Raw genomic sequence first — 21,060 nt, 5'->3', positions numbered from 1 at the left:
CGTCATCAGAATAGTTAGTCAGTTTTCCTAACCTAATAGGGAAGGAGCCGTCATGAAGAAAAAGGCATGGCAGAAGCCGCAGGTCACCGCGGTGGAGTGCCGTCCTGAGGTGACCGCCTACTCCGGTGACATCGGGCGCCCCCTGCTCGTCGCGAGCAAGTAACGTCATGAACGCGCTCACCCGCGAGGCTTTCGTCGGTGCCCTCTTCGCCCTGCGCGAGAGGTACTGGGACCGGCACCCCTTCAACATCAGGCTCCAGGGTGGAGGGTGTACCCCGGACGAGGTGCGGACATGGGTGGCCAACCGCTGGTACTACCAGTCGCTCCTGTCCCAGAAGAACGCGGCGATCATCGCCAACTGCCCGCTTCCGCATGTGCGGGCGAAGTGGGTGCAGCGCCTGGCCTTCCAGGACGAGGGCGGGCTGGATGACTGGCTCGTCCTCGTCAAGGCCGTCGGGCTGGACCACGCCCTGGAACCGTTGCCGGGGGTGCGGTTCGCCGTAGACGCCTACGTGCGCTTCTGCAAAGACAACACATGGGTGATCGGCGCCGCGGCCGCGCTGACCGAGCTGTTCGCCCCGGACCACATGGCCGCGCGGGTGGTCGCGTGGCGGCAGCACTATCCGTGGCTCGACGAGCAGGGCTACGCGTACTTCGAGCACCGGATTCCGGTGGTGCGGGCGGACTCGCAGTACACGCTCCAACTGGTCGCCGACCACTGCCACACGCGCAGCGACCAGGAGGCGGCCATCGCTGCGCTCGCGTTCAAGTGCGACGTGCTGTGGGCCATGGCTGACGCCATCGAGCACGCGGGGTGCCGGCGATGACCGCGCTGGGGCTCAAGGCGGGCGTACGGTTCGTCTTCGACCAGGCGCGGCAGCAGCACGTGTTGCTGGAGCCGGAGGGCGTGCGGTTGCTCAACGAGACCGCCGCGGCCGTGGTCGCGGCCGGCGGCGACATCCTGGTATTGCAACAACAGTTCGACGGCGTAGACGTGACTGATATCGAGGCGCTCGTAGGAGGGATGGGCGTTCTCGAGCCCGGGGGCGCGGAGGTGGTAGCCGAGGTCGCCCCCGCGACCCCCGGGAACCGCGCCGAGCCGGTCCCGTTCGGACTGCTCGCCGAGCTGACCTACCGGTGCCCGCTACGCTGCCCGTACTGCTCCAACCCGGTCGACCTGCGCCGGTCCGAACTGGACACCGGATCGTGGCTTCGGGTGCTCGACGAGGCACGCGAGCTGGGTGTGCTGCAACTGCACCTGTCCGGCGGGGAGCCGCTGGCGCGCCGCGACCTGGTCGACATCGTGCGGTACGCCAGGGGGTTGGCGCTGTACACCAACCTCATCACCAGCGGCATCGGGCTGACCGAGCAACGGCTGGCCGCGCTGCGGGAGGCCGGTCTAGAACACGTCCAGCTGTCCCTCCAGGACTCCGAAGGGGACAGCGCCGACCGCATTGCCGGAATCAAGGCGCACGACCGGAAACTGGCCGTGGCCGCGATGGCCCGCGAGGCCGGGCTGCCACTGTCGATCAATGTCGTGCTGCACCGGCACAACATCGCGCGCGTGGGCGAGATCGCTCGGCTGGCGGCGGCGATGGGCGCACAACGCCTGGAGCTGGCGCACACTCAGTACTACGGGTGGGGCCTGCTCAACCGGGCCGCCCTGCTCCCCACGCGGGAGCAGGTGGCGATGGCCGACGCCGCCGTGGCCGAGTTCCTCGCCTCGCCTCACGAGGGGATCGACGTCGTCTACGTGCGGCCCGACTACCACGACGGCGTACCCAAGCCGTGCATGAACGGGTGGGGCAGCCGGCAGCTCGTCGTCGCCCCGTCCGGCGAGGTCATGCCGTGCCCGGCCGCCTCCGCGATCACCGGCCTGGAACTGCCGAGCGTGCTCGAGAATTCCCTGGTCGACATCTGGTACCACTCGACGGCCTTCAACACCTTCCGGGGCGTCGACTGGATGCGCGAGCCGTGCCGCAACTGCCCGCGTAAGCAAATCGACTTTGGCGGCTGTCGCTGCCAGGCGTACCAGCTCACCGGCGATGCCGCAGCAACCGACCCGGCGTGCGCGCTCTCGCCGCACCACGACCTGGTGACGTCACTCGTCGGCGCGGCACCGGGAGTCCCGTTCGTGCCGAGGCGGGCGAGATGAGGGTCCGGGTGCTCGGTACCGCCGCGGGAGGTGGTTGGCCGCAGTGGAACTGTGCGTGTGACCAGTGCGGACACGCCCGCGCCCACGGCCTCACCCGGACCCAGGACTGCGTGGCCGTCAGCGGCGACGGCTCGTCGTGGTACCTGCTGAACGCCTCACCCGATCTGCGTACCCAGCTGCTCGCGGCAGCCGAGCTGGCGCCCGGCCCTGGACGACGCGAGACGCCGCTGCGCGGTGTACTGCTCACCGACGCCGAGCTCGACCACGTCCTAGGCCTGTTCCTGTTACGTGAAGCGGCGAAGCTCGACGTCTACGCGACATCGACCGTCCTTCGCGCGCTGGACACCGCGCTGCCCGTGCGCCGGATCGCCGACCCCTATGGGCAGGGGTGGCGCTGGCATGCCGTCGACGGGCCGTTCGAGCTCGACGGCGGCCTAATCGTGCACCCGTTTTCCCTCGGCGCGAAGAAGCCCCGCTACGCCGAAGACGGTGACGGCAGCGAATGGGTCGCCGGGTACCGGATAGGGGATGTGGTCTACGCGCCGTGCTTTGGCGAGTGGACCGAGGCGCTCGACGCGGCACTGGTCGGTGCCCGGGTCGCGCTGATCGACGGCACCTTCCTCACGCCCGACGAGATGCCCGCCGTCCCAGGACACCTGTCCGTCGTGGACTCACTGCCGCACCTGGCACGCCACCCGAGCGTGCGGTTCCTGTACACGCACCTCAACAACACCAACCCCCTCCTGTCGGCGTCGCGGGGCATCCCGCTCGCAGCAGAGATCGAGTCACTATGAGAACCGCGCTGACGGTGTCCGTCGCGGCCGCATTGGTCGTGGCGGCGCTGGTCGCACCTGCGGCGAACGCCGCACCCACCCGCTACGAAGCCGAAAACGCCCAATGCGACGGCACCATCGACACCAACTGGGCTGGCTTTTCCGGTACCACTGCGCTCTCGGGGGCCTCGTTCCCGGGTACCGACGCGTGGACCACGTGGGCCACGAAGGTTTTCACCGCCAGGTCAACTCGGGCAGCACGGGCGACTCGTGCAGCGGGATCTCCCAGCAGCAGTACGACTTCACGAAAATCGTCGCCCAGTACAAGGGATGAGGAGGATCATGAAACGACAACGCAGAATCATCGCGTTATTCGCGTCGATGACGCTTGCCCTTGTCGCGCCAGCCGGTGCCGCGCAGGCGGCGCCGACCCGATACGAGGCGGAGACCGCCCCGGCGACGTGTGACGGCACCGTCGACTCCAACTGGGCCGGCTTCTCCGGCACCGGTTTCTGTAACGGCGCCAACGCCGTCGGCGCGGCCGCACAGTTCACCGTCAACGCGGCCAATGCCGGCACGGCGACGCTGCAGATCCGTTATGCCAACGGCGCGACATCGGACCGCGCCACCGACATCATCGTCAATGGCACCATCGTGCAGGCGGCGGCGTCGTTCCCGGGTACGGGTGCATGGACGACCTGGGCCACCAAAACGTTGACGGCACAGGTGAACTCCGGCAGCAACACCATCCGGCTGAGCGCGACCACCGCAAACGGCCCGCCCAATGTGGACTACCTCGACTTCGAGGTGGCCGCGCCGCCTAACTACACCGACTACCAGGCGGAGAACTGCACGATCCAGCAGGGCGTGGTGGAATCGAACTGGGCCGGGTTCACCGGTACCGGTTTCGTCAACGGTGACAACATCGTCGGCAGCGGCATCACCTGCTCCGTCAACAACGCGGGCGCGGCCCGGTCCTACAGTGTCGAGGTCCGTTTCGCCAACGGCACGACCACGGTGCGGCCGATGGATCTGATCGTCAACAACACCTTGGCGACGACGATGCAGTTCCACGGTACCGGCGCGTGGGACACGTGGGCGACGCTGACCGTCAACGTCAACCTCAACACCGGCAGCAACACGCTCCGGCTGGCCGCGACGACCTCCACCGGTGGACCCAACCTCGACCGCCTGCGCGTGGCCGCGCCCGTCGACACGCAGCGGCCCACCGCCCCCGGGCAGCCGAGCTGCTCCAACATCGGCGAGACGTCGATGACACTCAACTGGCCGCCGTCCAGCGACAACGTGGGTGTCGTCGCGTACGACATCTTCCACCTGGGCACGCAGATCGCCACGGCGCCGTCGCCGCCGGCCCCGCCATACAACCTGACCAGTCTGCAACCGAACTTCACCTACCAGATCTCCGTGTTCGCGCGCGACGCGGCGGGCAACGTCTCCGACACGAGCCCCGAGGTCACCTGCAAGACGCAGGCGATCAACGACGCCAACCCGCCCACCGCTCCGACCAACCTGACCCACTCCAGCGTCACCCAGACGTCGGTGAACCTCAGCTGGGGCGCGTCGTCTGACGACCGTGGCGTGACCGCGTACGAGGTGCTCAACGCGAGCAGTGCCGTCATCCACACCGTCACCGGCAACCCACCGGCCACATCGACGGCGGTGCCCGGTCTGACCTGCGACACGGGGTACGCGCTGCGGGTGCGGGCCAAGGACGCGGCGGGCAACGTAAGCGGGACAAGCAACTCCGTGTCGTTCACGACCAGCGCGTGCAGCCGCGGCACGCCACAGGCACCGACGGTCATCGGACCGTCCAACTGGGACGTCCCTTGGGACATATCGTGGTTCCCGGACGGATCCGCAGCCCTGATCACCGAACGCGACACGTTCCGGGTCTACAAGCTCACCGCGAGCGGCACGAAGGCGCTCGTCGGGTCGGTACCCAACAGCATGACCACCGACGGCGAGGGTGGCCTCATGGGCGTCGCGCTGTCGCCGACCTGGAACGGGACCACTGACCAGGACGTGTTCTTCATGCACACCGCGTCCGAGGGCAATCGGGTGGCAAAGATGAGTTTTAACGGCTCGTCGCTGTCGGGGTACACGACCATCGTGTCCGGCATCCGCAAGAATCGCTATCACAACGGCGGCCGGATCAAGTTCGGCCCGGACGGTTACCTGTATGTGACGACCGGAGATGCGCAGCAGACCAACCTGGCGCCGGATCTGAACTCGCTCAACGGCAAGATCCTGCGGGTCACCAAGACCGGCGCGGCCGCACCTGGGAACCCGTTCGGCACAAGGGTTTACAGCTACGGCCACCGCAACCCGCAGGGCGTGGCGTGGGACTCGGCCGGGCGGCTGTGGTCCTCCGAGCTGGGCAACGCCTCGGCGGACGAGCTCAACCTGATCCTGCCTGGGCGCAACTACGGTTGGCCCACGTGTGAAGGCACCTGCTCCGTGTCCGGAATGGAAAACCCGAAGAAGGTCTTTTCGGTCAGCACCTGCTCACCCAGCGGTATCGCGATCGTGAATGACACCGTGTACATGGCCGCGTTGCGCGGGCAACGGCTGTGGCGCATCGAGCTCACCGGCACCACCGCCGGTGCCACCTCGACGTACTTCGTCGGCACCTACGGCCGGCTGCGCGCCGTCGAGAAGGTACCGGGACAGAGCGCCATCTGGTTCGGCACCACGAACTCCGACAACAACGGCAACGGCAGCCCCGACGCCATCCGCCGCTCAAACATCCAATAACGACACCTGCGGCCGCCCCCTGGATGGGGGCGGCCGCCTAACCCCACACACAGGAGTCCATCTATGAAATGGAAGAAAGGCGCCGCGCTGCTCGCGATCGGCACCCTGCTCGCCGCCGCCACGCACAGCCTGGCGCAGGCCGCCCCCACCCGGTATGAAGCCGAGAACGTCCCGGCCGCGCTGCCCGAGGTTACCGACTACCAAGCGGAGAACTGCACCCCCTCGCAGGGTGTCGTCGAGTCGAACCACGCCGGCTTCACCGGTACCGGTTTCGTCAATTACGACAACGTGGGCGGGTCGTATGTGGAGTGCTCGATCAGTGCCGCCACCGCCGGGCAGGTGCAGCTGACCTTCCGCCACGCCAACGGCTCCACCGCGAACCGGCCAATGTCGGTGTCGATCAACGGTACCGTCGTCAACGCCAACCTCGCCTTCAACCCCACCGGCGCGTGGACGACGTGGGCCGAGGTCTCGATCACAGTCTCGTTGAACGCGGGCGGGAACGCGATCCGGGCGACCGCGACCACCGCTAGCGGCGGGCCCAATCTGGACCGGGTCCGCGTCGGCGGGAGCCCGTCACCACCGCCCGGGGCCACTCCGGTCGACATCAACGGTCAGTTGCGCGTGTGCGGCACGAAGCTGTGCAACAAGTACAACCAGCCGATCCAGTTGCGCGGCATGTCCACGCATGGCCTGCAGTGGTACCACGACTGCCTCAACACGTCCTCGTTGGACGCCCTCGCCAATGACTGGAAAGCCGACGTGATACGGATTTCCATGTACATCCAGGAGGGCGGCTACGAAACCAACCCGCGGCTGTTCACGGACCGGGTGCACAGCCTCATCAATATGGCGACCGCGCGCGGAATGTACGCCATTGTCGACTGGCACATGCTCACTCCGGGCGACCCGTGGTACAACCTGGATCGGGCCAAGACCTTCTTCGCCGAGATCGCGAGCACGCACAAGAACAAGGTGAACGTCCTGTACGAGGTGGCCAACGAGCCCAACGGCGTGGGCTGGTCACGGATCAAGTCCTATCACGAGCAGATCGTCCCGGTGATCCGGGCGCAGGACGCTGACAGCGTGATCCTGCTCGGTACCCGGGCCTGGTCGTCTTTGGGCGTGTCGGACGGCTCGAACGAGACCGAGGTCATCAACAACCCGGTCAACGCCACGAACGTCATGTACACCTTCCACTTCTACGCGGCCTCGCACGGCAGCACGTACCTGAACACGCTGTCGCGCGCGGCCGACCGCATCCCGATGTTCGTCACCGAGTTTGGCACCCAGGAGGCCTCAGGCGACGGCGGAAACAACTTCACGATGTCGCAGCAGTACATCGATCTGATGACGAGCAAGAAGATCAGCTGGGTGAACTGGAACTTCTCCGACGACTTCCGCACGGGAGCCGTGTTCACGGACGGGACGTGCCCGGGCGGACCGTTCGCGGGTACCACCAGATTGAAGTCAGCGGGAGTGTGGGTGCGTGACCGCATCCGGACGGCCGACAACTTCCCCACCACCTGAAGCAGAATCCGCTGGGTACGCCGCTGTGGTCGCTGTCAAGCGGCCACAGCGGCTGCTTTGGTAACGCGAAGAGCTGCCTACCGCCCGGCGGCCGTGCCGTCCAGCTCAAGGCGGACGGCGCTTTCACGCAACGTGGAGTGGGCACGCGGATCGGCACGGAGCCCGTCCAAAGCCGACAACCCCGCGCCCAGCACCGGCGGCTGGGTGAGCAGGGACACCACGGCGTGTGGCGAGTGGGCCAGGATGCCTCGCACCACGGCCTGATGCAGCAGCGGATGCCGCGCGCGCAGCACGCCACCTCCCAGCACCACGGCGTAGCGGGAGCGCCGCAGGTCGAGGCGGTGGGCGGCCACGGTGACGAGTTCGACGATCTCCTTGGCCTGGCGCTCGACCACCCGGCGCGCGACGTCGTCACCCGCGGCCGCCACCTCGAACAACAGCGCGCTGAGGCCGTCCAGGTGCTCTCTTGGGATGGCACCGAGATGCACGCCCGCGACGACCTCGGCGACTGTGCCCACACCACAGTGCCTCGCGACCGCGGCGGAGAGCGCCGTCGCCAGACCGCGGCCGTCTTCGCCTCGCGCCGCGTGCCACAAAGCGAGCGCCGCGAGGTGCTGGCCACCGCCCCAGTCGCCGGAGAGCATCCCCAGCGCGGGAAAGCGCGCGACGCGTCCATCCGCGGTGCGCCCGACGCAGTTGATGCCGGCACCACACACGGCCGCCACCGCATCCGGTTCGTCGGTACCGGCGCGCAGGAGCGCGAACGTGTCGTTGTCGACGCGATACGCCCTCGCCCAGCCGGCCGATGCGACCGCCTGGCTGACCGCGTCGGCCTCTTCCGGCAGGTCAACCCCGGCGAGGAACACCTCTACCCGTTCCAGCGGCGCGTCGCCGATCCCCGACTGCCGCCGCGTCCGCTCGATCAGCCTGTCAAGCAGCCGCATCGCGGGCTCGACGCCAAGTGTCTGGGGCGAAGACCCCGGACCGCGTACGAACCCGAGCACGTTGCCATCGATGTCCCCGATGATGACGTCGGTTTTGGAGTTGCCGCCGTCAACGGCTGCCCAGTAGGTCATCGCGCCCTCGCAAGGTATGCGGCGTTGGCGGCGATGAGCTTGTCAGCCAGTTGCTCGGCCAGATGGTGCTGCCCGACGAGCGGGTGCGCCAGCAGCGCTAGGTAAACCCGGTCCCGGCCGCCGCGCAACGCCGCATCCAATGCCAATTCCTCGTAGCCGTGGACCGCGCCGATAAGTCCCGCATACGGCGGCCCGACCGGCGCGGTCGGCAGGGGCGTAGGCCCGCGCTTACCGACACGGCACGTCACCTCGATCACGGCATCGTCGGGCAGGAACGGGAAGTGGCCATCGTTGCGCACGTTGACCGCGTGGATCCCGCCGTCATCGCGTAGCAGCGAGGAGATGAGCCCGACGGCGGCTTCGGAGTAGAACGCGCCGCCGCGCTGGCTGAGCAGCGTCGGCTTCTCCGCCAGGCCCGGATTCTTATACATCTCCAGCAGCTCGGCCTCGATCTTCGCGACCTTTTCGCCGCGGGTCGGCTCCGATCGCTGCACAGCGACGACTTCATCGTGGGCGTAGAAGTAGCGCAGATAGTACGAGGGCGCACTGCCCAGACGCCGCAGAAGCGACAGCGGCAACTGCACGCGCGAAGCGGCGGCGGCGAGCAGTGAAGGCAACCTGTCCACACCGTCCACATAGGCGGCTCGCTCCCACGTGAGGTGGTTGAGCCCGATGTGGTCGAGTACGACCGCTGAGGGCTCCACCCCGAGCAGTGAAGCGAAGTGCCGCTGGAACCCGACGGCCACGTTGCACAGCCCAACCGCCCGGTGTCCGGCATCGAGAAGCGCCCGCGTGACGATACCCACCGGATTGGTGAAGTTGACAATCCATGCGCCCGGCGGGGCCTTCGCGGCCACGTCGAGCACGACCGGCACCGTCCGCAGCGCCTTGGCCAGGCCGCCCGCGCCCGTGGTCTCCTGGCCGACGCAACCACACTCCAACGGGAAGGTCTCGTCGCTGATCCGGGCGGTCTGGCCACCCACCCGAAGCTGGATGATCACGATACCGGCCCCGTCGAGACCCTCGTCTAGATCGGTGGTCCACCTCACCGAGGGCAGCATGCGCTTGGCGAACGGTCCCACGATCGACAGTCGCTCCGCGTCGGGATCGATCAGCACGACCTCGGTCACGTCCTTGAAAGCGCCGAAGCCGTCGATGAGTTCGGGGGTATAGGTGGATCCTCCGCCCACGACCGAGATCTTCATTTCGCCTAGCCTTTTATTCCGGTGAGCGTGACGCCCTGCACGAATGCCTTCTGGGCGAAGAAGAACAAAACGATGACGGGTGCCATGGTGATCATCGTGGCGGCGCTGACCAACTCCCACTCCACGTGGTGCGCGTACTTGAACGACGCGATGCCGAGAGAGACCGTCCAATTCGACTGGTTCTCGCTGGTGTAGAGAAGCGGGCCGTAGTAGTCGTTCCAGGCGTAGAAGAACTGGAACATCGCCGCGGCCGCGATCCCGGGCCGGGCCATCGGGATCACTATCCGCCACAGCGTGCCCCACTCGCCCGACCCGTCGACGCGCGCCGCGTCCAGGTACTCGTCGGGGATGGTGACCAGGAACTGCCGCAACAGGAAGATGGAGAACGCGTCCCCGGCGAGCATCGGCAGGATGAGCGGCCACAGCGACCCGGTCAGCCCAGCGTTGGCCCAGAACAGGTACAGCGGAACGGTGCTGACCTGGGGCGGCAGCATCATCATGCAGATGATCAGCAGCATGGTCGCGGTGCGCCCGCGCCAGCGCAGCTTCGCGAGGCCGTATGCGGCGGGGACGCTCGCGATGAGCATGAACAAGGTCGCGAGTGCAGCGTAAGCGAATGTGTTGAGCAGGTACCGCAGCAGCGGCGCCTTGTCGAACACCGTCGCGTAGTTCGACGGATGCCACGACCGCGGCCAGAGTTCGGAAGTCAGCGTCTGATCGCTGGACATGAACGACGTCAGCGCAAGAAAGGCGATGGGTGCGAGGAAGATCAGCGACAGCGCGATGGTGAGGCTGTGCCGGGCGACGAACATCAGTCTCATGACACGAACGTCCTAAAGCGGCGGAGCAGCAGAAGAGTTGCGCCGAACGAGACCGTGAAGAGCACGACGGCCAGCACGCTCGCGTACCCGAGCAGCCCGCGTGGACCGAATCCGGCCACGTAAAGGTAGAGGGAGTACGTGAAGGTGGATCCGTTCGGGTATCCGAAGGTGTTGGCGATGCCGCCCCCGCCGGTGACCGTCCCGCTCGCCACGCTCGAGGCCACTGCGGCCTGGGTGAAGTATTGGAGGATACCGATCACGCCGGTGATCGCGGCGAACTGCAGCACCGGCGACAGATGCGGCAGCGTCACGAAGCGAAACCGTTGCCACGTGTTGGCTCCGTCAAGCGCCGCGGCCTCGTGCTGTTCGCTTGGCACGTCGAGCAGGGCGGCGATGAAGATGACCATTAGGTCGCCAATCCCCCACAGCGCGAGCAGTACCAGCGACGGCTTCGACCACAGCGGATCGTTGAACCACAGTGGCGCATCGGCGACGCCCAGCTTGGTGAGGATCGTGTTGACCGGACCGGTACCGGGCTTGAGCAGCAACACGAACGCGATGGTCGCGGCGACCGGCGGGGCGAGCGCCGGCACGTAGAACAGCGTCCGGTACACACTGCGGCCGCGCTTGGCTTGATTGAGTAGCAATGCGGTGAGCAGTGCCCCTACGATCCGAGCCGGTACCATGACGACCACGAGCCATAGCGTGTTTTTCGCAGCCCTGACAACGTTCTCGTCCTCGAGCAGGACTCGCCAGTTATCCAGTCCCACCCAGACCGGCGGCTGGGTCAGGTTCACCACGTGGATGCGGTGAAAGGAAAGCCACACCGACGCCACCAGCGGGTACACGAGAAAGAGGCCCAGCCCGGCAAACGCGGGGAGCACGAAGCCGAGCGGGACCAGTTTCTTACGCATGAGCATGCCTAACCGGCCAGCTTGATGAGGTTGTTGACCTGCGCGTCGACCTTCGCCAGGCCGGCCGCCAGATCCGTTTGCGCTCCTGATTGGTACTGCTGCAGGAAGGTGGACAACTCATCCTGGTAGGCGGGACCGACCGCGCTCGGCGGCGTCGTGGTGGTGCCCGGGTGGGCGAGGATATCGAGGAAGACCTTAAACTCGGCGTCCACCATGAGATCCTTGCTCGCCAGCGCGTCGGTGGTGGTCGGCAGGTTGCGGATGCCGTTGCTGAGCTTGACGATCGCGCCGGTGTCTCTCGTCAGATACTTCACCAGTGCCCACGCGGCTTCGGCATTTTTCGTGGTACGGGAGACGCCGATGACGCTTCCGGCCACGTAGCCCGCGCCGTAGCGGCTCGGGTCGTTTATGGGAAGCGGCGCAACCCCAAATTGGACATCCTTTTCCTGGTCGCGCAGGAACGCCAGCCGCCACTCGCCGTCAATGTTCATGGCGAGCTGTCCTTTTTGGAAGGCGTTGTCCGCCGACCACTCATCGCCCAGGCTCGCCCGGAACGCCTCGAGCTTGTCATAGCCGTACCAGTCGACAAGCTCCTTCTGCCACGTGATGAGCTCCAGCCATTTCGGGTCGGAGCCGATGTTCGAGGTACCGTCCGGCTTGAGCCATGTCGCACCGGTGAGCGGGGCCAGGTGTGCCGGCGAGTTCTCGTAGAAACCAAACAGGGGCAGGAAACCGACGCGCTCCAGCGTGCCGTCGGGCTTCTTCTTCGTGAGCTTCTTCGCCAGTTCGCTTAGTTCAGTGAGTGTTTTGGGAGGTGACGTGACACCGGCCTCAGCGAAGATCGCCTTGTTGTAGTACAGACCGTAGGCGTCGGCCAGGAACGGCATCGCGCAGCGCTTGCCGCGAAACTCCGTGTAGGACTTGACGACCGCCGGGAACTTCCCAAGGTCGACCTTGTCGCGCTGGATGTATGGGGTTAGATCGTTCCAGGCGCCGGTGTTGCAGAACGAGCCGACGATGTCGGTCGAGTAGCTGATCGCGACATCCGGTCCCTGCCCGGCGCCGATCGCCTGCGTCATCTTCGCGTCGTCCTGGCCGCCCTTGGCCACCAGGTTCACCTTCGGGTGCTTCTTGCGGAAATCGTCGAGGATCTCGTTGAGCGCCTGCTCCTCGCGATCGGTAAAGAAGTGCCACAGCTCCAGATCGCCGGAGGCTTCCACGCCGGGCTGTGCCACCGGTTTGTCGTTTGCGGCGGGGGTGCACGCGGTGGCCAGCAGCACCAATAGGGCGGCGGCCGTTACACCTTTCAAGCGCATTAACGGCTCCCTTGTCATGTGAAGGGTGTGAGGATGCGGTTGGTGCTAAGCCGTGTTCTGGGCGTGCCGTAGGGAGTTCACCAGCGAGTCACGCACCGTCCTGAGCCCAGCGTCCAGTGCCCCAAGCAGGGCCGCATCGTCGGTCAACGCGGTCATCGCGACCGGGGTACGCAACGGTGTGGCGTCGTAAAACGCCTCCGCTACCAGATCCCGCAGCACGTCGCCTCCCGCCTGGGCTACTTCGCCCGCAAGCACGATGAGCGGCGGGTCGAGGATGGCGGACACGGCCGCGAGTGCCAGTGCGATGCGGCTGGCGAGCTCCCGCAGGAACGCCGAGGCCGGTTCGCCCACATGCGACACCGCCGCGGCCACGGCGGCCTCGGGTGTCTCGGCCGTGTAGCCGTGCTCGGCGGCGAGCGCGAGCACGGCCGGTCCTCCGACCAGATCCTGCAGGTCGCGACCTGACTGCCCCACTGGGACATAGCCCAGTTCACCCGCTCCGCCGGACACGCCGCGCAGCAGGGAGTTTCCGAGATCGATCGCGCAGCCGAGGCCCGCGCCGAACCACAGGAGCGCGAAGCCGCCCGAGCCCAGGGCGACGCCACGGTGTCGCTCGGCGATCGCCGCCAGATCCACGTCGTTGTCAGCCCCGACGCTGGTACCCAGCTGCCGCGCCAGGGCGCTGACCAGCCCGGGCCGGCCCCATCCCGGGACATCGATGTGCCGGATCGTGTCCGTGCCCGTGTCGTACGATCCGGGCACCGCCAACTGCACGTGCGTGATGGAGCTCGGCTCCAGCCCGGCGCGCCCGCATAGGTCGGCGACTGTCGTGGAGACCGCCGTTATCGGGTCACCCGTGTCGACGTCGTATTCGTCGCGGGCGAGCACCGTACCCGCCAGATCGGCAACAGCGGCCGCGACGGCGGGGTGGGCGGTTTCCGTGATGTCCCTGATGCTCAGCGCCACGACGTGTGCCGCCGCCGGGTTGATCGCGTACACCTCGGCGTTGGGGCCAGGGCCACCACTGGTGTGGCCGATCACCCGGGCCAGCCCCACGTCGGTCAGCGCTCGCAGCACCTCCGAGGTGGTGGGCTTGGAAAGGCCGGTGATCCGGCGTAGTTCTGCCCGGGTCAGCGTGCCCCGGTCCAGGAGCAGCGCAAGCGTCGCGCTCTCGTTTATCGCGCGCAGCAATTTGGACGAGCCGGCAAGCCGGGTCACGCGAACCTCCGACCGATAGGTAACCTGACTTACTATTGTTGCCCCGAATTGACGATGTCAAGAGTTTGAGACCACCAGGGATCGGGCAGCGGGTCCCAGGGGCGACAGTGCGCGGCGGGGCTACGGCAGCGTGGCACGCCAGCGGGCGAGGTCAGCCCGGGTGGCGAGCGTGTCGGGGTGGTCGACGCTCAATACCCGGAGCCGGTCGGCCAGCAGCCCCTCCAGCTCCTTGACCGCCCCGTTCGGGTCTCCCGCCGCGCCCCGCCACTGGGCCAGGAGTTGGCGCGTGGTCATTGCGTCCGGGTTGTCTGGTGCCTGTACCAGCAGCCAGTCGGCCAGCAGTTCCTCAAACGCCGCGACGGCCCCCGCCGGGTCGCCGGCTTCGCCGCGCCAATGTGCGAGGCTCTGGCGCATCGCCAGGACCCGACGGTGGTGTGGACCAAGCAGCGGTGTCTGCTCCGCGATCAGCGTCTCCAGTTCGGCGACGGCAGCGGCGGCATCCCCGTCCTTGCCGCGCCAGTGCGCGAGCTGGACCCGTACCCGCAGTTTGAGCTGTTCGGCCCGACGGGTGGGCAGGCGTCTCGCGTCCACCAGCAGCTGTTCGTACACGGCCACCGCATCGGCGGTTTCCCCCAGATCACCGCGTACGTGGGCCAGTTGGTGCCAGTTGTACAGGGTGAACTCGTCGTATCGGCCGAAGGCAGCCACGCAGTCCGCCACCAGATCCGCCAACTCCGCGGCGGCCTCGGTCAGCCGCCCTGCCTTGTACCACGCGGTGGCCAGGTTGTGTCGTATCCGGAGGCGGTCGTGCCAGCCGCAGCCGACCATCCGCAACGCGTCGGCGTACACCGCCTCTATCTCGGCCACCGCGGCGGCCTGATCCCCGGCCCGGCCCAGGGCCGCGGAGAGCCACTGGCGGAGGGACAGGATGTGGACCGAATCGGGTCCGAGACGGCGCCGCGCCTCGGCCACCAGCCAGGTCAGATACTCAGCCGCCGCTCGTTCCTGGCCGACGTCCAACAAGACCTGCGCGGCGGCCACGAGGACGACATGCGGTCCTTTCGGGCCTTTCCACAGGACCTCCGGAGCGGTCTCGGTCAGTGCCCGGGTGCTGGCGTAGAACGCCTGCGCCACCTCCGGCACCTGCGGGGCACTCTCCCATGCCTCCGTGAGGGCGTCGGCAGCGACCCGCACCACCTGAGCCAGCTCCTGAGGAGACACGCCCTCCCGGGTCGCCCGTTGGACCAGCGCGTGCACCCGGAAGGTACCCGCGTGGTCCGCCGGATCGTGCGCGGCGAGGCTGAGCAGGTGCAAGCGGCGCATCGTGCCGCGGACGGCCGCCACGGTGACCGGCGGGCCGAACTTCCGAATCCACCGCTCCGTCAGCCGCCGGCCGACTCGGAGCGCCAGTCGGCCGAGGGTGGTGGCATTCCCGGCCCGGCTGTGGAAAGACAGATGTCGGCGCATATGTTCCACGCCGCCGCGGAATCCGTTGTTCGCCATGCGCTTCGCGGTCAGCCAGCCGGTCACCTCCGGGTTGTACAGCACCGCCTCGGGAATGCCGTTCGAGTCGAGGACGCTGGCCAGGCGCAGCAACGGTTCGGCGAGTCCGGGGTGCGGGGCCCGGTCGGCCAGCTCAACCGAAAGCGACCAGGTGGCGGCGAGAGCCCGGTCGTGGTCGTCCGGCAGTGCCCCCGGCCGCAGGTCATCCAGGCGGAGTTCGCGGTCCGCCAGCAGCGCCCGGTAGGCGGTGCAGCTCACCTCCTGGTCGAGCAGGTACGCGGCGGCCTGGGCGAGGGCCAGGGGTAGGTGGCCGAGGGCGTCGGCCAGCGCGGCCGGGTCATCGGCCAGATCCGGCCGGGCGGTGAGCCGTTGGGTGAGGTACGCGACGGACTGCGCTGGGGTGAACAAGCCGACGTCAACCAGCGTCCGACCGGCACCGGCGAGGCCGTCGTCCCGGCACCAGGTGGTGACGACGGTACGGCCGTTGTCCGTCAGCGGTGGCCAGAGCTGGTGCAGGTCCGCCGGGTCGGCGAGGTTGTCCAATACCACTAGCCAGCGCCGGTGGGTCGCGGCCAGCCAGGCAAGCAGCTGGCTGGCCGCCTGGTCCTGGTCCGTTCCGTCGACCCCGAGGACTTCGGCGGCTACCTGCGCGTACCCGGCCAGGATCGCGTGGCGGGACGAGGCGGTCACCCAGACGAGCAGGTCGATCTTTCCGTCCGCCCAGGCCCGCTCGGCGAGCGCGGCGGCGAGCTGGGTCTTGCCCACCCCGCCGAGCCCGGACAGCACCAGGGTCGGGCCGTCGGGCAGGGGGCGGTCCTGGTAGCAGTCGGCGCGCAGGGGTACCACGCCGACCCGGTGCGGCCATTCGACGACCAGCCGCGCGGTGACGTGAACGGGGCCGTGGAACGTACCAGCAAGGCCCAGGTTGAGATCGAGGCCCGGGCCGGCGGGTCTGCCGGGGACGATCGACCCTAGGCCGTCCCCGGCGAGGAAGGGGGGAGCGGTGCGTGGAATGTCACCGGCGCGCGGAACTCGCCTACCGCCCCGTTGTTGGTGCCGACGACGAACGTGGTGCTCGCCCCGGCCCGCGTCAGCTCCAGGAGCCGGTGGGCCGCGTCGAGTACCTGCTCGTCCGCGACAGCGCCGGACCCAAGAAGGTCCTCGCTGAGCCTTTCGGCGAGGACGGCCGGGTCGGCCTCGGTATCCAGCGCCTTCAGGGTCATACCAGCATTCGGTCCGGCCAGCAGGGCGGAAAGCCGCCCCCGCAGTGCACCATACGCATCGCGGATCGCCTCACTGGTCGTACCCGTGATCCCGGCGGCCGCCCCGGCGGCCAGGGCAGCCGTGATCAGCTCGATACCCTCCACTACCGTCCCACCCTCCGTCGAGAACGCCTTATTCTCACGGTTCGGCGTTGATCCGCGCTCGTTCTGCTGCGCCGGCGACACTGCCGGATCTCCGACAGCTGTAGCTAGGGGAGAGAACCAGGTAGCGCATGTCGTGGAAGAGCTGCCAGGGAGTGCGGCCCGTCGGCTACCCGGGTGACGGGTACGCCGAGCTGGGCCACTGTCCTCGAGCCACCGGTACAGGTCGGGGTCTTGCTGTGCGGACGTCGGCGACTCCGCCGCGAGTTCGGGAATTCTGAGGGTTGCCGTGGGCGAAGCCGCGGGTGTGACCGGTCTCAGGCGCGGAATGAAGCGTTGGGTTCGCTGGATCCCGTGTTCGAGAGTTGCGCCCCGTGTTCTGCTGTGAGGCTTCGATGGGCTTGCACCGCGCTCCTTTCCTGGGCGTGCAAAGCGCCTCTGCCGCCGGCAGAGGCGCTGGTATCTCGGTTGTGAGGGCATGTGTGTGGGGGTCCTGCTGGTCGGAGCGGCGAGATCAGGCTCGCCGCGTGGTGGCTATCCCTTCGCCCCGAACGGCTCATCGCCCAAGAGGCTGGGCATCAGCCGCGGAGCGATCGCCGGCCGCGTCAAGATCGGCATTCCGCTGAACCGCAGAACTCACAGGGACTTCTCGTTCGTCCTGCTATGAGCCGCCGCCGTGGGCCTGAGCCGGGGCGAGAGGCAAGGTGGCCTTGCCCCGGACTGCATCACGCGGCGGTCCGCGCGCGGTCGCTCATGACCGGGCGCGAACGAAGGTCAGGGCCGGCCCGATACCGGCGACGAGGGTGAACGCCCCGACTCCATCGTCGACCCTGACGGGGTCGGGCCACGGATCGGGGATTGAGACTGACTGGCAGGCTCCGTTGATCGAGTAGTCGGAATTCACCTCATCAACGCCGTCAGAGTGACGGTCTGTCACAGGCCGAGACCTGCGCCGTCCGTGCCGAGTATCCGCATCTGTCGATGAGCGTGTGTCGATCTCTCGACCCCTTCGTCGCTCTGCAACGGCTGAGAAGACGCGATGTGGGGATTCCCTCGCCGGCTGGATTCTTAGGCCGACGTGGTGACGGGCCGGTGGGTGAGCACTGGCGACGTTGGCGGGAAGGTGTCTGGGGTGGGCGATAGCGTCACCGCCATGACCGTGCTCGACCGCCGCGCCCTCAACCGGTCGCTTCTGGCCCGCCAGCTCCTGCTGCAGCGGCACGACATGCCGGTCGCCGATGCACTCGAGCACCTGGTGGGGTTGCAGGCGCAGGAGCCCCTGGAGCCGTACGTCGGGTTGTGGAGCCGGCTGGCCGGCTTCCAGCCGCCGGCGCTGGCCGAGCTGCTGCTGGGCCGCCGGGCGGTCCGCACGCTGCTGATGCGCCGCACCCTCCACCTGGTGACCGCGCGCGACTGCCTTGCGCTGCGGCCCGTGCACCACTCCATGCTGGTCTCACGCATGTGGTCGACGCTGCGCCGGGTGCTGCCCGGCGTCGACCTCGACGAGCTGGCGAGACTGGGCCGGCCGCTGTTCGAGGAGCGGCCGCGCATGCTGACCGAGGCGGCCCGCGCAGTCGCCGACCGCTGGCCGGGGGTGGAGCCGCGCTCGCTGGGTGACGCGCTCAGCACGCTCGTGCCGCTCGTGCAGGTGCCACCCCGCGGTGTCTGGGGCGAGCGCGGCGCCGCGTACAACACCACGATCGAGGCATGGTTGGGCCGCCCGCTGGAGCCGGAGTCGCCGGCCACCGTCGACGCGCTGGTCCTGCGCTACCTCGCCGCCTACGGCCCGGCGGCCAGCGCTGACATCCGCGCCTGGTCGGGGCTGAGCGGGCTGCGGGAGTCCGTCCAGCGGTTGCGACCGTGGTTGCGGACGTTCCGCGACGAGCGCGGCCGCGAGCTGCTCGACGTGCCCGACGGCGCGTTGCCCGACCCGGAGACCCCGGCGCCGCCGCGCTTCCTGCCGGCGTTCGACAACGCGGTGCTCGGCTACGACGACCGCAGCCGCGTCATCGACACCGAGCATCGCGGGCTGAGCGTCACGGGTGCCCGCTTCCTGCTGGTCGACGGCCGGGTGGCGGGCACCTGGGCGGTCACGGTCGACGACGGCGCGGCGACGTTGCGGATCACGCCGCTGCGCGCGCTCACGACGGGCGAGCGCGACGCCGTCGTCGCCGAGGGCGAGAGCCTGCTGACCATGTTCCAGCCCGAGCCACGGCACGCCAACCACGTCTCGATCACGACGGACGCTTGACGCAGGTGTAGGCGCCGTAGCAGGGGTGCGAGAACTCCACGCCCACGACGTCGAAGCCGGCCATCCGCACCCGGCGGCTCATCCGACCACGAGTGCCGATGCAGGGCCGCCCCCCGACGCTCGGCCACGTCGCCGGCGTACATCGGCAACGGTGCTGCCGGTCCGAACCTCCGGCCGGGGATCACAACAGCGTCAGCCACACCGGAGGACCTACCGAGCTTGACCGTCCGAGGCGGTCGCGACCAGCCTGGCCGCCACGTCCTCGCCGTCACCATAGCCGCTGGCCGTTCGCAACAAGCCGCGGTTTCGGTAGTAGGCCCGCAACGGCTCAACCTGCTCCTGGTAGCTCTTTTGCTAGTGCGAGTACGAGAGCAGGAGTTCCTGACGTCGATCAGCTTGCTCAGCGTTCAGTTCGATCTGCCGCCCTACCCGGCGGCGAACGGCGAGGCCGAGTTCCGCCTCCGTCAGGACGAGTTCGATCACCGCGTCGGGTACATGACGGATCGGCGGCACGCCCGTTCCGTGGCCGGCGGTGTCGAGGAGCGCACCCCGAGCAAGTCAGGCCGCTGGCCCTGCCGGCTGCGCTCCCGCCTTGTGCAGCGCCGTGTGCGCACGGAACCGAATCCGAGCACACCTGTCGCGCTCATCCTCCGAGGTCACATCAGTACAAGCGCAGTGGGATGCCAACCACTGCAGATCCTCCCGGCTCAGCCACAGCGCAACGCGGCCAAGCTGCGCCTCGCGGTCCGGGTCGGTCGGCTCAGGCGGCTTTGGCATGCCCATGACCATAGGCCAGCACCACCGCGGTCAAACGCGCAGCGCACCATCTTTGCAGGGGCCGGTTCGGCGGCGTGCCCGTTCCGTGGCCAGCGCTCGGGGAGTGCAACGGGACGTGCCATTAGCGTGCCATTGGGCCAGGACAGCAGGGGCCAGCCGAGGCCACCAGAGGCCCCCGAGACCAGGCGGCCGGTTACCGGCAGCACCGCAGACGGTCGGATATCGACAATTCCCAAGCTGACAGTCGACCCATGGTCCGCGTGCCCGTTGCGTGCCCGATCGGATGGGGGACGACGGTCAACGGCGGTCAGCTTCTGGACGTGGCAGGCAACGTGGCGACGCAGGTCAAGCCAGGTCCTCGCCGTACGACTTTCGGTCGTGTCCACACTTCCTATACCGCGTGACGTCGTCGGTGAGCGGCCCTGCCGGGCAGGTTGATAGAACAGGCGGCGTGGAGATCACCCAATTGCGCCGAGCCCTGGACGACGTCTTCGACCAGGCCGTGGTGTACCACGCCTTCACCAACTACATGCGCGACTACGAGGTGATCGTCTACGTTACGGCCGCCCCAAGCACCGGTATTCAGCCGACGCACCTCCGATACCTCTTCAAGTTCTGCATCGAGGCCGAGACGCGCACCGCCTTGAGCCCACAGATCTGGCGCGAGTCGTTGGACGAACGGCTGACGGACCCGGAGACCGGGCCGGATCTCGATGGCTACGTGTGGGCCGTGAGGTGGCAACCGCTCTATCCCGGGGCGGAACTGATCACCGACTCGCGGCGTACGCAGGACTGGGCAGAACGAGTCGGGATCGACTTCCACGAGGTCCGCATCGAGATGAACGTCCACAACCTCACCCTGATCTTCAGCGAACTGGAGGTAACGGAGCTTCCCATCGGCTACACGCCCTATGTGGTTGCCGAGGACGACTAGCGAGATCTTGGGCAGGGTAGGTGACCCCAGCTGAACCCAGCGAAGCGCAACGGCCGCCATCAAGAGAACACCGGCGCAGAGGTGCTGCCGAGGCGAGCGGGGCAGAAGCCGAGCTTGGACGCGCTGTCAACGGCAGCGATGAACGCCTCAGGCCACGGGTGTACGGCGTGGGGTGCTGCCTCTGTCAGAGTTCCCGCGGCCAGCGCGCCCGTCTGTTCCTGAACCTGGCTGCGCCAGCTCTCGGTGGGTCGGGCGATCATGGGGCTCAGGGTAGGTTCAAGAGCAGGCCGGCACTGCAACTGTATGAGGCGTGGGTAGGAGCTGGGCCTGCCCAAATTCAGCACTCGAACCAGGCCTCGATGTATAGCTAGTACTCCAGCCGGGGATTGTGATCACGGTTCGATGAGGGCTTGTCGGGCGTAGTGGCTGGTCATGGCTCGGGCTTGGT

The 21,060-nt window shown here is 67.8% G+C and carries 16 protein-coding genes; 7 read left to right on the top strand and 9 right to left on the bottom strand.

Going from position 1 to position 21,060, the window contains the following annotated elements; translation table 11 throughout:
* Positions 1–167: 167 nt before the first annotated feature.
* From ACTMS0_RS26725 to ACTMS0_RS26705, 5 genes are all read left to right on the top strand, one after another.
* Positions 168–827 carry a pyrroloquinoline-quinone synthase PqqC gene (locus tag ACTMS0_RS26725; RefSeq protein ID WP_441158029.1) on the top strand — a complete coding sequence of 220 codons (660 nt, stop codon included), beginning with the start codon at positions 168–170 and terminating at the stop codon, positions 825–827.
* Positions 824–2,155, top strand: coding sequence for a pyrroloquinoline quinone biosynthesis protein PqqE (gene pqqE, locus ACTMS0_RS26720; protein ID WP_441158028.1), 1,332 nt, complete (start codon positions 824–826; stop codon positions 2,153–2,155). The genes ACTMS0_RS26725 and pqqE overlap by 4 nt, the downstream gene beginning before the upstream one ends.
* A complete protein-coding gene (gene pqqB, locus ACTMS0_RS26715) occupies positions 2,152–2,949 on the top strand; it encodes a pyrroloquinoline quinone biosynthesis protein PqqB (protein ID WP_441158027.1) in 798 nt (265 codons plus the stop codon). The genes pqqE and pqqB overlap by 4 nt, the downstream gene beginning before the upstream one ends.
* Before the next feature lie 321 nt (positions 2,950–3,270).
* A complete protein-coding gene (locus ACTMS0_RS26710) occupies positions 3,271–5,703 on the top strand; it encodes a PQQ-dependent sugar dehydrogenase (protein ID WP_441158026.1) in 2,433 nt (810 codons plus the stop codon).
* Between the two features lie 63 nt (positions 5,704–5,766).
* Positions 5,767–7,233 carry a cellulase family glycosylhydrolase gene (locus ACTMS0_RS26705; RefSeq protein WP_441158025.1) on the top strand — a complete coding sequence of 489 codons (1,467 nt, stop codon included), beginning with the start codon at positions 5,767–5,769 and terminating at the stop codon, positions 7,231–7,233.
* A 77-nt stretch (positions 7,234–7,310) separates the two neighbouring features.
* Here the strand turns inward: ACTMS0_RS26705 and ACTMS0_RS26700 are convergent, their stop codons facing one another.
* From ACTMS0_RS26700 to ACTMS0_RS26665, 8 genes are all read right to left on the bottom strand, one after another.
* On the bottom strand, positions 7,311–8,309 hold the full coding sequence (locus ACTMS0_RS26700; protein ID WP_441158024.1) for an N-acetylglucosamine kinase: 999 nt from the start codon (positions 8,307–8,309) through the stop codon (positions 7,311–7,313).
* Positions 8,306–9,514: a 6-phospho-beta-glucosidase gene (locus ACTMS0_RS26695; protein ID WP_441158023.1), complete on the bottom strand. Its 1,209-nt coding sequence runs from the start codon at positions 9,512–9,514 to the stop codon at positions 8,306–8,308. The genes ACTMS0_RS26700 and ACTMS0_RS26695 overlap by 4 nt, the downstream gene beginning before the upstream one ends.
* Positions 9,515–9,519: 5 nt before the next feature.
* Positions 9,520–10,335 carry a carbohydrate ABC transporter permease gene (locus tag ACTMS0_RS26690; RefSeq protein WP_441158022.1) on the bottom strand — a complete coding sequence of 272 codons (816 nt, stop codon included), beginning with the start codon at positions 10,333–10,335 and terminating at the stop codon, positions 9,520–9,522.
* Positions 10,332–11,255, bottom strand: coding sequence for a carbohydrate ABC transporter permease (locus ACTMS0_RS26685; RefSeq protein ID WP_441158021.1), 924 nt, complete (start codon positions 11,253–11,255; stop codon positions 10,332–10,334). Before ACTMS0_RS26685 ends, ACTMS0_RS26690 begins: the two co-directional genes overlap by 4 nt.
* A gap of 2 nt (positions 11,256–11,257) precedes the next feature.
* Positions 11,258–12,565 carry an ABC transporter substrate-binding protein gene (locus ACTMS0_RS26680; protein ID WP_441158020.1) on the bottom strand — a complete coding sequence of 436 codons (1,308 nt, stop codon included), beginning with the start codon at positions 12,563–12,565 and terminating at the stop codon, positions 11,258–11,260.
* 45 nt (positions 12,566–12,610) lie between these two features.
* Positions 12,611–13,783 carry an ROK family transcriptional regulator gene (locus ACTMS0_RS26675; RefSeq protein WP_441158019.1) on the bottom strand — a complete coding sequence of 391 codons (1,173 nt, stop codon included), beginning with the start codon at positions 13,781–13,783 and terminating at the stop codon, positions 12,611–12,613.
* Between the two features lie 120 nt (positions 13,784–13,903).
* Complete coding sequence (locus ACTMS0_RS26670; protein WP_441158018.1) at positions 13,904–16,132, bottom strand: NB-ARC domain-containing protein; 2,229 nt, start codon at positions 16,130–16,132, stop codon at positions 13,904–13,906.
* Between the two features lie 125 nt (positions 16,133–16,257).
* On the bottom strand, positions 16,258–16,653 hold the full coding sequence (locus ACTMS0_RS26665) for a hypothetical protein (protein ID WP_441158017.1): 396 nt from the start codon (positions 16,651–16,653) through the stop codon (positions 16,258–16,260).
* 1,150 nt (positions 16,654–17,803) lie between these two features.
* On the opposite strand from ACTMS0_RS26665, the gene ACTMS0_RS26660 reads away from it, so the two are divergent.
* A complete protein-coding gene (locus ACTMS0_RS26660) occupies positions 17,804–18,901 on the top strand; it encodes a winged helix DNA-binding domain-containing protein (RefSeq protein WP_441158016.1) in 1,098 nt (365 codons plus the stop codon).
* Positions 18,902–19,255: 354 nt separating this feature from the next.
* Here the strand turns inward: ACTMS0_RS26660 and ACTMS0_RS26655 are convergent, their stop codons facing one another.
* Positions 19,256–19,414: a hypothetical protein gene (locus tag ACTMS0_RS26655; RefSeq protein ID WP_441158015.1), complete on the bottom strand. Its 159-nt coding sequence runs from the start codon at positions 19,412–19,414 to the stop codon at positions 19,256–19,258.
* Positions 19,415–20,129: 715 nt separating this feature from the next.
* Between ACTMS0_RS26655 and ACTMS0_RS26650 the strand changes: the two genes are divergently transcribed.
* Complete coding sequence (locus ACTMS0_RS26650; RefSeq protein ID WP_441158014.1) at positions 20,130–20,612, top strand: YxiG-like protein; 483 nt, start codon at positions 20,130–20,132, stop codon at positions 20,610–20,612.
* The last annotated feature ends 448 nt before the right edge of the window (positions 20,613–21,060 follow it).

This window comes from Micromonospora sp. H33 (genome assembly GCF_052068455.1).
In the GTDB taxonomy this organism is placed as follows: domain Bacteria; phylum Actinomycetota; class Actinomycetes; order Mycobacteriales; family Micromonosporaceae; genus Micromonospora.
This window is presented reverse-complemented; position numbering and strand designations above follow the sequence as displayed.

Excerpts from the sequence above, each read along its gene's own strand:
- ACTMS0_RS26725 (WP_441158029.1), top strand. The coding sequence starts at position 168 with ATGAACGCGCTCACCCGCGAGGCTTTCGTCGGTGCCCTCTTCGCCCTG.
- pqqE (WP_441158028.1), top strand. The coding sequence starts at position 824 with ATGACCGCGCTGGGGCTCAAGGCGGGCGTACGGTTCGTCTTCGACCAG.
- pqqB (WP_441158027.1), top strand. The coding sequence starts at position 2,152 with ATGAGGGTCCGGGTGCTCGGTACCGCCGCGGGAGGTGGTTGGCCGCAG.
- ACTMS0_RS26710 (WP_441158026.1), top strand. The coding sequence starts at position 3,271 with ATGAAACGACAACGCAGAATCATCGCGTTATTCGCGTCGATGACGCTT.
- ACTMS0_RS26705 (WP_441158025.1), top strand. The coding sequence starts at position 5,767 with ATGAAATGGAAGAAAGGCGCCGCGCTGCTCGCGATCGGCACCCTGCTC.
- ACTMS0_RS26700 (WP_441158024.1), bottom strand. The coding sequence starts at position 8,309 with ATGACCTACTGGGCAGCCGTTGACGGCGGCAACTCCAAAACCGACGTC.
- ACTMS0_RS26695 (WP_441158023.1), bottom strand. The coding sequence starts at position 9,514 with ATGAAGATCTCGGTCGTGGGCGGAGGATCCACCTATACCCCCGAACTC.
- ACTMS0_RS26690 (WP_441158022.1), bottom strand. The coding sequence starts at position 10,335 with ATGAGACTGATGTTCGTCGCCCGGCACAGCCTCACCATCGCGCTGTCG.
- ACTMS0_RS26685 (WP_441158021.1), bottom strand. The coding sequence starts at position 11,255 with ATGCTCATGCGTAAGAAACTGGTCCCGCTCGGCTTCGTGCTCCCCGCG.
- ACTMS0_RS26680 (WP_441158020.1), bottom strand. The coding sequence starts at position 12,565 with ATGCGCTTGAAAGGTGTAACGGCCGCCGCCCTATTGGTGCTGCTGGCC.
- ACTMS0_RS26660 (WP_441158016.1), top strand. The coding sequence starts at position 17,804 with ATGACCGTGCTCGACCGCCGCGCCCTCAACCGGTCGCTTCTGGCCCGC.